Here is a 14685-nt window from a genome sequence, read left to right as displayed (position 1 = left end):
AGATGGGTTCGATACTTAAGGAGTGTCGAGGTTTAAATGAATAGGACATTTATTATAAGCTCAAAGGTTTATCAGCCTTACTCAACGATTTCAATCGCTACTCCCAACTCTACCATTGCCATGATGTCATCCATCTCATCGTTAGTAACCGCAATACAGCCTTCAGTCCAGTCGCGTTGTTGAGTGACCGACGCCAGATGACCGCGGCCATTGGTTTGTCCATGGATCATGATATCACCGCCCGGACTAACACCTAGCGCTTTAGCTCGCGCCTTGTCAGCTGCATTCGGATAACTGACATGAATAGAACGATAAAACTTAGATTTTTCGTTTTTATAATCAAGAGTATAGCGGCCTATTGGCGTACGCTTATCACCTTGTTGTTGCTTATGACCTATTGGATTACCACCTAGGGCGATACGATAGGATTTAATCACTTTATCGTCGCTTAATAACTGCAAAGTGCGTTCAGACTTATCGACGAATACCTTATCAATAACAGCCCTATCTTGCCTATCATTTGAAGAGCTTTTTGCAGTGACAGACGAAATTTTTACATGAGCTATTGCACTGGTACTCATGAACGCACTAATACTCAGGCCAATGGCAATGAGTAGCCAATGCATATTTTTGCTAGCACTCGGATAAAAAAACAGCATAAGCCTTTCCTTACAACCAATATTTAAGGGTATTAATCGTAGTGCAACACTCTATCAAAGCGCTATGCAAAACTGTGTACAGATTGGTTAAATAAAATCAGATAGCGGCAGAATGAATCGTAGCAGATCTCTTTTATATTATTAGTCTTAGTCTTAGTTTTAGATCTACGTAATGAGTTCTATATGATAAAAACCAGTCAACTAAAATACTAAAAAAACTCTGTTACGGTACAAATAGTACAATAACAGAGTCTCACGTTGTAACGTAGGTAGGCATCTAGCTAGACCAGCTCTAAACCATACGAATCGCGCCATCTAGGCGAATCACTTCACCATTTAAATAGCTATTATCAATGATGTGGGTTACTAGTTTGGCAAACTCACTAGGTTCGCCTAAGCGCTTAGGATAAGGCACTGCCGTTTCTAGCTGCTCACGAGCTTTCTCAGGAATGCTATTCATCATTGGCGTGGCAAATACCCCAGGGGCAATAGTCATCACGCGAATACCATGACGCGACAGCTCACGCGCTAATGGTAGCATTAGTCCCACAACCCCAGCTTTGGAAGACGCATAACTACCTTGGCCGACTTGCCCATCAAAGGCGGCAACGGAAGCAGTATTAATAATGATGCCTTGATCTGCATTCTTTTCTGTATCGCCATTGTCTTTGTCAGCTGCAACTCGGCGTGCGATACTAGCAGCGACCAAACGCGCCACATTAAAAGAGCCAACTAGATTGATATTGACGCCACGACTAAAAGCATCTAAATCAGCTGGATTGTTATCGCGATCTAACAGCTTCTGCACGACAGCAATACCTGCGCAGTTGATTGACCCTTGCAGGCCACCAAATGCTTGTTCGGCTAAAGTGACAGCGGCTTGCACCTCTTCACCACTAGTAACATCACAACGCATAAAGCGCGCAGTATCGCCCAGCTCTTTGACCAGTGCTTGCCCAGTTGATTCATTCAAATCTGCAATAACCACATTGCCACCCTGAGCGACGATAGCACGCACAACCGCTTCACCCAATCCTGATGCACCGCCAGTCACTAAAAAGCTATTGTCTTGAATTTTCATCATTATCCCTTAACGAATCATTGTCTAGTATTTTATTGATGGCCTATTCTAAGCAGCTTTATTTTTAATAAGCTCTACTTTGAAGAAAGAAATTGCTATTTTAAAGAATTACTACTCAATAACACTTATTAAAAAGCACGCTTAGTCTATAAAACAATATTATTCAGCCGATAGTCAGTCAATAGTTTACGCCGATAAACTGCGTAGCAAAAAGCGCTGGATCTTGCCACTTGGGGTCTTTGGTAACTCTTTAATAAACTCAACTTCACGTGGATAAGCATGTGCCGATAGACGCTCGCGTACCAAATTTTTGATTTGCTGAGCAATCTCATCGCTGCCCTCGATGCCGTCTTTAAGCACCACATAAGACTTTATCATACACCCACGTACTTCATCAGGTATGCCTACGGCAGCGGACTCTGCGACTGCTTCATGCTCTAATACGGTATTTTCAACATCGGTGGGGCCCACTCGGTAGCCTGCGGTCATGATAATGTCATCGTCACGCCCTGAGAACCAGTAGCTGCCATCATGGTGGCGCTCTACAATGTCTCCAGTCAGGTAGTAATCATCAGCAAAGGCTTGCTTTTCGTTCCAGCTATAGCCACGGAAATAAAACGCTGGCGATTGACTGACTACGACTGCAAGCTGTCCTTGCTCGCCATCAGGTAATACTTGCATGTCATCATCTAATATTACTAGCGTATGCCCTGGTAGCGCCATTCCCATAGAGCCAACTGGTTTTTTATGTTCTAACGCATGGTGCTCACAGCAAGTCATACCAGTCTCGGTTTGTCCATACTGATCACAGACCTTGCAGCCTAGATGACTCTCTACCCAACCGACAACTTCAGTATTAAGGGTCTCACCTGCTGAGTTGGCACAACGTAATGACAATTTATTGCTGTCGTTATTAGCAGCGTCTGTAGAGAACGCTTCAAATACTCCACTGGATTTCATCATGCGAAAGGCGGTCGGTGAAGAGGCCAGATTGGTAATTTTATGCCGAACCATAAAGTCGCGAGTATTAGCAGCGTCAAAACCGGCTTCATTAAAATAGGTAGTCACACCCAATAATAATGGCCCGGTAATAGCGTAATACAGACCATATGCCCAACCTGGATCGGCCATATTCCAATAATTATCAGATTGGCGCAAATCAATCGCATAACGCATATATAAATAAAACGCTGGCAACGCTGCTAAGGGTACGTTGACCCCTTTAGATTTACCTACCGTCCCTGAGGTAAACATCTGCAAAAATGGCGCATCAGTGTCTAAAATAATAGGTTCTGTCATTTTCGGCTGTTTGGCTCTTATCTCAGCCAGCTTAATAAAATAGTTGTCATCACCCAAAGTTTGACTGTCGCTTTGACTGCCAACCATCACCATTTTGGTTTGCTGCGCTAAGTCTTTAAACTTGTCACGATTGTCATTATTGGTGAATACCACTTTAGTCTCGGCTTTATCCATACGATACTTGATAGAGTCGTAACCAAAAGCGGTAAAGAGTGGCTGATAGATTGCACCCAGTCGCCATGTGGCCAGTACTACTACCAATAGCTCAGGCGTTCTAGGCAACATAGTGGCCACCCTATCTCCTGCCTGCACACCATAAGACTGCAATAAGTTAGCCACTTGTGCACTGGCATTATCCAACTCACCAAAGGTCATGCGTGTCATTTTGCCTGCGGTATCTTCATGAACTAAGGCAGTATTATCTGCGCGGCCATCTCGAACATGGCGACCACAACAGGCCATATAAGCATTTAAACGGTCATCAGGATGGGCACCAAATATTTCTTCTAATAACGTATTCATACCAAAGTTATTATAATAGTCAGCGTAGCTTTTGGGCGTTGATACTGATACTGATACTGAATGCTCAGTATGTGAGCTTTGAGTGTCGGTGTCGGTCAAATTAGAAGCCGCCGCTGCGGTAGGGGTTGCATGTTCAGAGGTAGTAGTCATGAGCTAATCCTTTAGCGATAGAGTTTGAACTAATAAAATACAGAAACATAAAGATAGGTTATACGATATAAACCATTTTGGCATATTATATTTAAATTTACTTATTAATACCGTGACTTCATTACTATTTCAATACGTAACGTATCATTTTTATAGATACTAATGCAATAGTTAGTGATAGAACACTTGGTAATGCAATGATTAGCAAACCATAAGCTATAGTCAGTTCACAATAAAAAAGGGTCATGTATAGCAATAGCAATGTGCCACTGGTATAAATTTTTCTTGTTTGCTGTTCGCAAGCGTGACAGAGGCTGCAAAAAATTCATGCCAGTAGCACTGTACCTTTTTTAAATTGAATCAACTATATTATGACAATGTTCTTAAAAACCCTAGCAAGGCCTTTTCTTCGCAGCGCTGATGCTTTCTAGTGCGACCACGACGGGCTTGTTAGTAAGTTTCAAAAAACTGCCCTGCTAAAAATTGCTCAATAACAATCGGATGATTATAAGAAGAAATGCACACGGTAGGCGTGTTTCCCAGCTCATCGGCGACGTTCTTGACCACTTCTGCGACCAGTGCTTGACAGATGCGGCTGTCTGGGGCGCTCGATAATATATCCCAAGTTCAGTCGTCCGGATTTGACGGCAGGGGTCAAACAAGTGGCCGCCGTGTTTATTGGACCACTCAAAAAAGCAATGCGCCAGCGCGTGCCCTCTATAAAAGTATCGCTACTGAAACTGATATTATGCAATACCGTAAGAATTTATAATTACTCATTTGGTCTCAGCTGTGCATCAGTAGATATTAGGCATAAGTAAACGTGAAAAACGCCAAGCGTAAAACGTTTGACGTTTTTATTTAATATTTTGACACTTTAATCTAGTACAACACTATTTACCATAAACACATAAATAAGCAGTTTCTACCGCAACTTTAACGTTGAATTTTTGCTGCGCTTCAACGGTAAATTGCTGACCCGTTTCAAAGGTTTGCCATTCGTCACTCTCTGGCAGTTTAACCGTCAATGCGCCATTGACTACACTCATAGTCTCAAATTCACTAGTGCCAAATTCATACTCACCAATCGACATAACACCAACGGTGGCAGTTTTAGTTGCCGTTTGAAAGGCGATAGAGGTTACTTTATCGTCAAAATAATTATTAACAGTTGGCATAATACTCCTTAGATTACATTTGTTTAACTTACCTGATACTGACTAAAATATTTCTAGCTTGCTGTATGACTACGTCGCTCCAGAGGCTGCAAAATTTCTCTCAGTCACACTTTATTGGCTTTTAAGCAAATTAATACTATTACTTTTAAAAGCTTGCATGCTTACAGTCCTGCTTTAAGACTGGCTTCAATAAACTGATCAAGATCACCGTCCAGTACTGCGCCAGTGTTAAAGGTCTCAACACCAGTGCGCAAGTCTTTGATACGTGAGTCATCAAGCACATAGGAGCGAATTTGACTGCCCCAACCGACGTCAGACTTACCATCTTCGACTGCTTGCTGCTTTTCCATACGTTTTTGCATTTCAAGCTCATACAGCTTAGCACGTAACATTTTCATAGCGGTCGCTTTATTACCATGTTGGCTACGCTCGTTTTGACAGGTCACTACGAGACCAGTAGGCTCATGGGTAATACGCACCGCCGAGTCAGTAGTGTTCACATGCTGACCGCCTGCGCCGCTTGAGCGGTAGGTGTCTATACGCAAATCAGCTGGGTTGATATCGATATCGATATCATCATCGATTTCAGGTGATACAAAGACCGCAGCAAAAGAAGTATGACGACCATTGTTACTATCAAACGGTGACTTACGTACTAAGCGATGCACACCAATCTCGGTGCGCAACCAACCAAAGGCATAATCGCCCTTGATAGCAATAGTTGCAGACTTGATACCAGCGACCCCGCCCGATGACACTTCAATCACTTCAACTTTAAAATCATGTGCCTCAGCCCAGCGTGTATACATGCGTAATAGCATTTCCGCCCAATCTTGCGCTTCGGTGCCGCCACTACCCGATTGAATATCTAAGTAGCAATTATTAGGATCCATCTCACCGCTAAACATGCGGCGAAACTCTAAGTCAGCAACGCGTTTTTCAGCGCTATCTAATTCAGCTTGTACATCCGCTAGCAATAATTCGTCATCTTCCTCTACTGCTAAATCTAGCATGACAGACGCGTCTTCTAAAATAGTTTCAAGTGACACCACCACATCGATAACACTATCAAGATGGCTTTTTTCTTTATTAATTTTGGTCGCACGCTCTGGATCATTCCATAGCTCAGGATTTTCTAGCTCTAAGTTAACTTCTTCTAGACGTTCTTGCTTGCCATCAAAGTCAAAGATACCTCCGTAAATCCTGTCCACGCTCGGCGAGGTCTTTGATGGTTTCTTGATACGGGTTGATTTCCATAATTTTTCCTGTAAATACATTTGATAATGATTAAAAATCGCTACTTAACGCTGGTATTGATTAGAGACGCTAGCATTGATCTGAAGATGGTAAAAAATTTGGGATGCTGTGCACAAGCCAGAGAGAGCAAGGTTAAGTAAAAAAACTGCTACAGCCTCTCTGTATCCCCTTTGAAGTAGTCAAACGGCAAGACAATATTGTAAATGAGATTAGATCAAAGTGCTCTGCTAAATTGACCAGCTAAATTGACCAGTCTTCTACTGCCCAGCGATGCGCTAACGCATGAGCATGTAAGGCATCATCAGGTGACACACAAATAGCCACATCTGCCCATTCAAGTAGTGGAATATCGTTTTTAGAATCAGAGTAGGCATAAGTTTTCTCAAAGCTAATACCCGCTGCTTGTTGCTTATCAAGCCATTTATCCAAGTGATAAATTTTGCCTTCTTTAAAATTAGGCTTATCAAGTAACTTACCCGTATAGCGCTGATCCTTAATCTCCAATGGCGTAGCTAAGACATTAACGTTCTCGATACCAAAGCGTTCAGCAATGGCAGACACTACAAAGTCATTAGTCGCAGAAATAATCACCACGTCATGACCTAGCTTTAAATGCTCACCCAGCACTGCTAGAGCTTTTGGACGTATATGTGGTTCAATCTCACATTTAATATAGTCTTCCCGTATAGCGTGCAAACGCGTCAATGGCAGAGTGGTCAAAAACTGGGCCACAAACTCATTATATTCGGTGGCATCAAGCGACCCATCAATGTATTGCTCATAAAAAGCTTGGTTGGCGGTTCGGTATTGAGCTTCATCAACCAATCCCTGGGTAACAATATATTCGCCCCACAAATAATCGCTATCGACGTCTAGCAAGGTATGATCTAGGTCAAATAACGCTAATGTACGCAGTGTATTTTCTGTATTATCGGATAGCGTGTCAGTATTGGTGGCAGACGTGCTCATATTAAAAGTCTCGTTGATCATAAATCATAAATCATAAATCATAAAGTTTATAGTAGTTCAGACAGGTTTACTCTGGTTGTTCAATTTCTTTTAAACCAGTCTTGAAGTCTTGACAGCGGGCAGCGTAGTGCAGCGCAGACCATTTGATTATAACCACTTGTTGGTCCGTTAAAGTCTTGACCACTTTGGCAGGCGCGCCCATCACTAGCGAATTATCTGGAATTTCTTTGCCCTCAGTAACGAGCGCTTTGGCACCAATAATACAGTTTTTACCGATTTTGGCATTATTGAGTATCACCGCACCGATACCAATTAGGCTATTATCACCGACTTCACAGCCATGTAACATCGCTAAATGACCAATGGTGACATGATTGCCGATTTTGACCTCAATACCTTGGTCGGTATGGATGACACTGTTTTCTTGCACGTTACTATAGTCACCGATATGAATACGCTCATTGTCGCCGCGAATGACCGCACCAAACCAAACGCTGGCTTGATGGCCTAAATAAACATCACCAATAACGCGTGCTGAGTCAGCAACCCAGCCATTAAAAGGTACGGCAAACTCAGGTGTTTTGTCTAAATATTGGTAAATCATAACGACTCCTTGTCATTTATGTCGATAGCACTTGTTGATAGTAATTGTTGATAGTACTTATTAGTAGGTAGCGATCAATGGCTGCTAGAGGATTATAAAAAATAGTATAGACTTTATAATATCATCACCAAAAACAGTATAATTGTCCAAATAGTATAATCACTCAACTATAAAACGCTTAAGGAATAAAGCCATGAACGGCAAAGGATATATAGCTTTTATACTATTATCGAGTAGCTTGATTATAGCCAGTCCTGCTCAAGCCGCCAATAGCTCTGGTACTGAAAAAGCAGGCGATATTATCGCAATAGCGATACCAGCAATTGCTTACGGTAGCACATATTATAAGGATGATAAATCTGGGCGTCAGCAATTTTATCAAGCGTTCGGCACTAATCTTGCGGTGACCTATGGGCTAAAAGCAATTATTGATAAGGAACGACCCAATGGTAGCGATGATAAATCATTTCCATCAAGCCATACCTCGGTCGCCTTTCAAGGTGCCAGCTTTATTCACAAACGTTATGGCTTGGAATATAGTATTCCAGCTTATATTGGCGCAAGCTTTGTGGCCTATAGCCGCTTAGAGGCCGACGAGCATGATGCAGTCGATGTATTGGCTGGGGCAGCACTAGGTGTCGCTAGTAGCATGTATTTAACCAAAAGTTATAATGATCAATTGTACATTGCACCTTCATTAGCGCCAGATTATTATGGTCTAACGGTGCATTATCAATTTAAATAGCTTAATTTTTAAGGTCTCAATTTTGATACCTGTCCTGTTTAAAGTACTTTGATTAGGATGCTTTAAAGGTTAATAACATAAGTAGTAATAGACTAATATCTATTTCAAAACAAGCAGTTAACTCAAAAAATTTATCACTATTTCTTAACAGACTACTTAGTTATTTGCTACTACGCTACAAAATCGGCTGGCTATTTGGGCGTTTGTTATATATAATGCACAAAATCTGTGCCTAAGCGAGCGGACATGATGCGATTTACTCATTCACTATCTAGTGGGTTTGGTAGTTCTCATTGATAATGTCTTCTCGCTTTTTTGTGGAAAATTTTTGCCTTCGACGCTCGTCTTACTCTATTTAGTGGTAATTATAAAGATAAGAATTGCTCACTTAGGTGAAGATCTTAACCAAAAATTATAATGGCACTCACTAAACACAGCGGAGGCAACCCTTGAATTCATCGACAGAACTACAAGCAATTTTGGCACTAGCAGACGGTACGATTTTTCGCGGTGTAAGTATCGGTAGTCAAGGCCATCGTGTCGGTGAGGTGGTGTTTAATACAGCCATGACAGGCTATCAAGAAATCCTTACTGACCCCAGCTACGCCCGTCAATTGGTTACCCTAACCTATCCACACATCGGTAACACTGGTACCAATAGCGAGGATATAGAGTCTGGTAATGGTCACAAGATTTGGGCAGAAGGCCTCATCATTCGTGATTCAACCATGGTCACTTCTAGCTTCCGTAATTCTGAATCTTTAACTGACTACTTGAAACGGCACGATACGGTTGCTATTGCTGAGATTGATACGCGCCAGCTGACACGCTTACTGCGTGATAAAGGCGCACAGAATGGCTGTATCATGACTGCCTCTGATGGCGAAACCATCAGCACTAATGATGAGCAACAAGCCATTAAACTGGCTCAAGAGTTCGCTGGTATAGCCGGTATGGACTTGGCAAAAGAATGCTGTAATCCTGATGGCTTTGAATGGACAGCAGGTACCTGGGAATTGTCAGATACCCTACTCAACCGTGACACAGCGGGTGCTCATGATAGCGGTACTGGTGGCTTCTTCAAACAACTTGGCACTCATATTGAAGTAAAATATAACGTGGTCGCCTATGACTTTGGTAGCAAGACCAATATCCTACGTATGCTGGTTGACCGTGGCTGTCACGTTACCGTTGTTCCAGCCCAAACGCCTATCGCCGATGTGCTAGCCATGAATCCAGACGGTATTTTCTTATCCAATGGTCCTGGCGATCCAGCGGCTTGTACTTACGCTATCGATAGCGTCCGTCACATTATCGAGCAGACCGATATTCCTACCTTTGGTATCTGCTTGGGTCATCAGCTGATTGGTCTCGCCAGCGGCGCAAGTACCATTAAAATGAAGACTGGCCATCATGGTGCCAACCATCCCGTACAAGATTTAGCAACCAGTACGGTGATGATTACCAGTCAAAATCATGGTTTTGCCGTTGATGAAGATACTTTGCCCGATAATGTCAAATCTACTCATCGCTCATTATTTGATGGTACTAACCAAGGTATCGAGCTGACTAACAAGCCCGTCTTTAGCTTCCAGGGTCATCCAGAAGCCAGCCCTGGTCCGCATGACTGTGCGCCATTATTTGATAAGTTTGCTGAAATGATGGAAGCGGCTAAAACAGCCCAAGCTTAATCTAATATAAAAACAGTAATAAATAGAAAAGGCGCTAAGAGCAATTAGTGCGTCTACTGTCGCAACAAATAAAAATTCAAAGTACACCTCAATTAAAATATCACTTAAACGAAGGTAGCCCTAATTATGCCAAAACGTACCGACATAAAAAGCATTCTTATCATTGGCGCAGGCCCTATCGTCATCGGGCAAGCGTGCGAATTTGATTACTCAGGTGCACAGGCGTGTAAAGCGCTAAAAGAAGAAGGCTACCGCGTCATCTTGGTCAACTCCAACCCTGCAACCATCATGACTGACCCAGCGATGGCTGATGCCACTTATATTGAACCGATTACTTGGCAAACGGTTGAGCAAATTATTACTAAAGAACGCCCTGATGCTATCTTGCCAACCATGGGCGGACAAACGGCACTGAACTGTGCCTTAGAGTTGGACAAACATGGTGTATTAGCCAAGTATAATTGCGAGTTAATTGGCGCGACCAAAGATTCGATTGAGATGGCAGAAGACCGCAACTTATTTGATAAAGCCATGAAACGTATTGGCCTAGAATGTCCACGTGCTGAAACCGCTGAAACCATGGAACAAGCGTTTGCGACCCAAGAAAAAATGGGCTATCCCTGTATCATTCGCCCTTCATTTACCATGGGTGGCTCCGGTGGTGGCATCGCGTATAACCGTGATGAATTTATCGAAATTTGTGAGCGCGGCTTTGACTTATCGCCGAACCATCAATTGCTCATCGATGAGTCCTTGATTGGTTGGAAAGAGTACGAGATGGAAGTGGTTCGTGACAAAAACGACAACTGTATCATCATCTGTGCGATTGAAAACTTTGACCCGATGGGCGTACATACTGGCGACTCTATCACGGTTGCGCCAGCACAGACCTTGACCGATAAAGAGTACCAAATCATGCGTAACGCCTCATTGGCAGTACTACGCGAGATTGGTGTTGAAACTGGCGGCTCTAACGTGCAGTTCGGTATCAATCCTGACACCGGTCGTATGGTTGTGATTGAAATGAACCCACGCGTATCGCGCTCATCAGCATTGGCATCAAAAGCCACGGGCTTCCCCATTGCTAAAATCGCCGCCAAATTGGCTGTCGGTTATACGCTTGATGAATTGCAAAATGACATCACCGGTGGCAAAACCCCAGCCAGCTTTGAGCCTGCGCTTGATTATGTAGTCACTAAGATACCTAGATTTAACTTTGAAAAATTTCCACAAGCCGATAATACGTTATCAACTCAGATGAAATCAGTGGGTGAAGTCATGGCTATCGGCCGTAACTTCCAAGAATCCATGCAAAAAGCCTTACGTGGTATGGAAACTGGCTCAGATGGTTTTGATGAGCAAATTGACTTTGCTGCTATAAAAGACGGCGCGCTTAGCGCTGATAAAGCCCGTTCTGAGATTACCAATCGCTTAACTATTCCCACGCCTGAACGTATCTACTATGTGGCTGATGCCTTCCGTATTGGTATGACGGTCGATGAAATATTTAATTTCACTAAAATTGACCCTTGGTTCTTAGTACAAATTGAAGACATTGTTAACACTGAAGCGACCGTTAAAGCATTAGGTTTTGGTGGTTTAACTGAGAAAAACTTACGTCGCTTTAAGCGTAAAGGCTTATCAGATTTGCGCTTGGCCAAACTGCTAGGTATATCACAAAAGCAACTGCGTACCAAGCGTTGGGATTTGGCTGTGCATCCGGTCTATAAACGTGTGGATACTTGTGCGGCAGAATTTGAGACCAGCACTGCCTACATGTATTCTACTTATGATAGCGAGTGTGAAGCCAAGCCGTCTGATAAGAAAAAAATCATGGTTATCGGCAGTGGTCCAAACCGTATTGGTCAAGGTATCGAGTTTGACTATTGCTGTGTCCATGCCGCGCTAGCAATGCGTGAAGACGGCTACGAGACCATCATGGTCAACTGTAACCCTGAAACAGTTTCGACCGATTATGATATCTCAGATCGCTTATATTTTGAACCAATCACTCTAGAAGACGTATTAGAAATCGTACGGATCGAGAAGCCTGATGGCGTTATCGTACAATTCGGCGGACAAACCCCACTGAAACTGGCCCGCGCCCTTGAAGCCGCTGGGGTTAAGATTATCGGTACTAGCCCTGATGCGATTGACCGCGCTGAAGACCGTGAGCGCTTCCAGCATATGATTCAACAGTTGAATCTTATCCAACCGACTAATGCCCTAGCGACCAGCTTAGAAGACGGCTTGGTAAAAGCCAAGGACGTTGGCTATCCATTAGTAGTACGCCCATCATATGTGTTGGGTGGGCGCGCGATGGAAATCGTTTATAACGAAGACGAGTTAAGACATTACTTGCGCACTGCGGTACAGGCCTCAAATGAAGCACCGGTATTGCTTGACCGTTTCTTAGACGACGCTATCGAAGTCGATGTAGACTGTATCTGCGACGGCACCGACGTGGTCATCGGTGGTATTATGCAGCATATCGAACAAGCTGGTGTGCATTCAGGTGACTCCGCCTGTTCGTTACCACCCTACTCGCTATCAGATGAATTATGCGACGTTATGCGCGAGCAGACCGTCGCTATGGCGAAAGAGCTGGGCGTTATTGGTTTAATGAACGTCCAGTTTGCCGTAAAGGGTGAGACCGTTTATATTTTAGAAGTTAATCCACGTGCCGCACGTACCGTACCTTTTGTCTCTAAATGTATCGGTGCCTCGTTGGCAAAAGTTGCTGCACGCTGTATGGCTGGCACTTCACTTAAAGAGCAAGGCTTTACCAAGGAAATTGTTCCCTCATTTTTTGCAGTCAAAGAAGCCGTCTTCCCGTTTGCTAAATTCCCTGGTGTCGATCCTATCTTGAGCCCTGAGATGAAATCAACTGGTGAAGTGATGGGCGTTGGTAAGACCTTTGGCGAAGCTTTTTACAAGGCCGTTATCGGTAGTAATGAGCGCTTACCTGGCTTACCCACTGCAGGCGAAACTAAAACTGTCTTTATTTCAGTTCGCGACAGCGACAAGGCGCAAATATCTCCTATCGCTCGTCAGCTTGCAGACTTTGGCTTCAACATTGTAGCCACCACGGGCACGCAGAAAGTACTGGCAGAAAACGGTATTGACTGTCAGAAAATTAACAAAGTTACTGCAGGTCGCCCACATATCGTTGACGCTCTAAAAAATGGTAAGATTAATTTAATCATTAACACCACTGAAGGCAAACAAGCACAAGAGGATTCATTCTCCATTCGCCGTAGCGCTTTACAAGGCAAAGTCTTTTATGTCACTACTTTAGGAGCAGCCGACGCGGTCTGCAAATCTTATGCGATCGACCTGCCATTTGAGGTATATAAGCTACAAGATTTGCATGAGCAAGCAAAGGCTATTGACGTGGCTGAATAAATTCAGTAAATTAAGCATAACCGTAGGGCTTGCTGAAAATCCTACTAAAGACTGGTTAATATTTTTAAAACGACCGTTCTAAACTCAAAAAGCATAGTGGCTAAACGGCAACTATGCTTTTTATTACGTAGGCCCATTGTTGATTGGTTAGTGAATGTATAAGTTAAAAATACGCCAACTTGCGACTAAATAGACTTGAAAATTACTATTAACCTAACAATTAAGCAGCCTTAACGCCACCCTTTTTTATATTCCACACTGATTGCAATAACGCCAACACCATCTCACTATTCACTAAGAGTAGGAGGTGGTGTGATGTTATTGGTTTAAGGAAAAAACATGCAACGCTACCCTATGACTCCGCAAGGACATGCGGCTTTAGAAGCCGAGTTAAAGCAGTTAAAAACCATTGATCGTCCGCGCATCACAGCGTCAATCGCTGAAGCCCGTGAACACGGCGATCTAAAAGAAAATGCTGAATACCATGCCGCTCGTGAGCAGCAAGGATTTTGTGAAGCACGTATCCGTGACATCGAAGCCAAACTTGGTGGCGCGCAAGTGATAGATATCGCTACCTTACCGAAAGAAGGTCGAATAGTATTTGGCGTGACGGTGGTCATTGAAAATATGGATACTGAGGAAGAGAAACGCTATCAAATCGTCGGTGATGATGAAGCCGACTTTAAAGGCGGTAAAATCTCGGTTAACTCGCCTATTGCCCGTGGCCTGATTGGTAAATATAAAGGCGATGAAGCGCGTATCGAAACCCCAAGAGGCGTGGTTGAATACGAGGTTATGGAAGTAATCTACGGATAATTTGACAGTATCTAATAGATTATTTTAATAGCACCTTAGACACCGAACTATTTAGTTATTATTGCTTGGGCCTATCATCAATTGGATTATGACGATAAAAACGAAATATATTTTCGCCAAACCCGAATTATTTTGAAAATATTATAACTATATTAGCTAGCTATCGGACGCAATTTGGCGGAAATACAGCCATTTATGACGCTCTAGCATTATTCTAAAGGCCTTGATCACTCAAGGCCTTTTTTCGTGGGTAAAAATAATTATTTTTTGTTTGTTATTATGTGTTGACAACCGCTACTGGACGACACT

11 protein-coding genes are annotated in these 14685 nt (G+C 43.1%); 4 read left to right on the top strand and 7 right to left on the bottom strand.

The features are described from left to right. Nucleotides 1-77 precede the first annotated feature (77 nt). From H4W00_RS06665 to H4W00_RS06635, 7 genes are all read right to left on the bottom strand, one after another. A complete protein-coding gene (locus H4W00_RS06665) occupies nt 78-659 on the bottom strand; it encodes a L,D-transpeptidase family protein (protein ID WP_209956799.1) in 582 nt (193 codons plus the stop codon). 292 nt (nt 660-951) lie between these two features. Continuing rightward, nucleotides 952-1740 carry an SDR family NAD(P)-dependent oxidoreductase gene (locus tag H4W00_RS06660; RefSeq protein ID WP_209956798.1) on the bottom strand — a complete coding sequence of 263 codons (789 nt, stop codon included), beginning with the start codon at nt 1738-1740 and terminating at the stop codon, nt 952-954. 186 nt (nt 1741-1926) lie between these two features. Beyond that, nucleotides 1927-3711 (bottom strand): AMP-binding protein, encoded by a 1785-nt coding sequence (locus tag H4W00_RS06655; protein WP_209956797.1) that lies wholly within the window; start codon nt 3709-3711, stop codon nt 1927-1929. 893 nt (nt 3712-4604) lie between these two features. Beyond that, the gene (gene ppnP, locus H4W00_RS06650; RefSeq protein WP_209956796.1) at nt 4605-4889 is read right to left on the bottom strand and encodes a pyrimidine/purine nucleoside phosphorylase; all 285 of its coding nucleotides are present in this window, start codon (nt 4887-4889) and stop codon (nt 4605-4607) included. 161 nt (nt 4890-5050) lie between these two features. After that, nucleotides 5051-6146 (bottom strand): peptide chain release factor 2 gene (gene prfB, locus H4W00_RS06645; protein ID WP_209956795.1). Its coding sequence is split into 2 segments (ribosomal slippage): nt 5051-6073 and nt 6075-6146, totalling 1095 coding nucleotides; the frame shifts between segments, so codons are not numbered across the junction. A gap of 240 nt (nt 6147-6386) precedes the next feature. Beyond that, complete coding sequence (locus tag H4W00_RS06640; RefSeq protein WP_209956794.1) at nt 6387-7115, bottom strand: HAD family hydrolase; 729 nt, start codon at nt 7113-7115, stop codon at nt 6387-6389. A 67-nt stretch (nt 7116-7182) separates the two neighbouring features. Beyond that, nucleotides 7183-7719 (bottom strand): gamma carbonic anhydrase family protein, encoded by a 537-nt coding sequence (locus H4W00_RS06635; protein WP_209956793.1) that lies wholly within the window; start codon nt 7717-7719, stop codon nt 7183-7185. Nucleotides 7720-7912: 193 nt separating this feature from the next. Between H4W00_RS06635 and H4W00_RS06630 the strand changes: the two genes are divergently transcribed. From H4W00_RS06630 to greA, 4 genes are all read left to right on the top strand, one after another. Continuing rightward, on the top strand, nt 7913-8464 hold the full coding sequence (locus H4W00_RS06630) for a phosphatase PAP2 family protein (RefSeq protein ID WP_209956792.1): 552 nt from the start codon (nt 7913-7915) through the stop codon (nt 8462-8464). Nucleotides 8465-8913: 449 nt separating this feature from the next. Then, nucleotides 8914-10155 (top strand): glutamine-hydrolyzing carbamoyl-phosphate synthase small subunit, encoded by a 1242-nt coding sequence (carA, locus tag H4W00_RS06625; RefSeq protein ID WP_209956791.1) that lies wholly within the window; start codon nt 8914-8916, stop codon nt 10153-10155. Between the two features lie 126 nt (nt 10156-10281). Further along, a complete protein-coding gene (gene carB, locus H4W00_RS06620) occupies nt 10282-13560 on the top strand; it encodes a carbamoyl-phosphate synthase large subunit (protein WP_209956790.1) in 3279 nt (1092 codons plus the stop codon). Between the two features lie 339 nt (nt 13561-13899). After that, the gene (gene greA, locus H4W00_RS06615; RefSeq protein ID WP_209956789.1) at nt 13900-14376 is read left to right on the top strand and encodes a transcription elongation factor GreA; all 477 of its coding nucleotides are present in this window, start codon (nt 13900-13902) and stop codon (nt 14374-14376) included. Nucleotides 14377-14685: the final 309 nt, after the last annotated feature.

It is taken from the genome of Psychrobacter sp. PL19, from assembly GCF_017875835.1.
In the GTDB taxonomy this organism is placed as follows: domain Bacteria; phylum Pseudomonadota; class Gammaproteobacteria; order Pseudomonadales; family Moraxellaceae; genus Psychrobacter.
The sequence above is the reverse complement of the archived record's forward strand: the minus strand, read 5'-3'. Positions and strand labels throughout refer to the sequence as shown.

What these genes read in the sequence shown, in the direction of transcription:
- H4W00_RS06665 (WP_209956799.1), bottom strand. Translation starts at nt 659, where the DNA reads ATGCTGTTTTTTTATCCGAGTGCTAGCAAAAATATGCATTGGCTACTC.
- H4W00_RS06660 (WP_209956798.1), bottom strand. Translation starts at nt 1,740, where the DNA reads ATGAAAATTCAAGACAATAGCTTTTTAGTGACTGGCGGTGCATCAGGA.
- H4W00_RS06655 (WP_209956797.1), bottom strand. Translation starts at nt 3,711, where the DNA reads ATGACTACTACCTCTGAACATGCAACCCCTACCGCAGCGGCGGCTTCT.
- ppnP (WP_209956796.1), bottom strand. Translation starts at nt 4,889, where the DNA reads ATGCCAACTGTTAATAATTATTTTGACGATAAAGTAACCTCTATCGCC.
- H4W00_RS06640 (WP_209956794.1), bottom strand. Translation starts at nt 7,115, where the DNA reads ATGAGCACGTCTGCCACCAATACTGACACGCTATCCGATAATACAGAA.
- H4W00_RS06635 (WP_209956793.1), bottom strand. Translation starts at nt 7,719, where the DNA reads ATGATTTACCAATATTTAGACAAAACACCTGAGTTTGCCGTACCTTTT.
- H4W00_RS06630 (WP_209956792.1), top strand. Translation starts at nt 7,913, where the DNA reads ATGAACGGCAAAGGATATATAGCTTTTATACTATTATCGAGTAGCTTG.
- carB (WP_209956790.1), top strand. Translation starts at nt 10,282, where the DNA reads ATGCCAAAACGTACCGACATAAAAAGCATTCTTATCATTGGCGCAGGC.
- greA (WP_209956789.1), top strand. Translation starts at nt 13,900, where the DNA reads ATGCAACGCTACCCTATGACTCCGCAAGGACATGCGGCTTTAGAAGCC.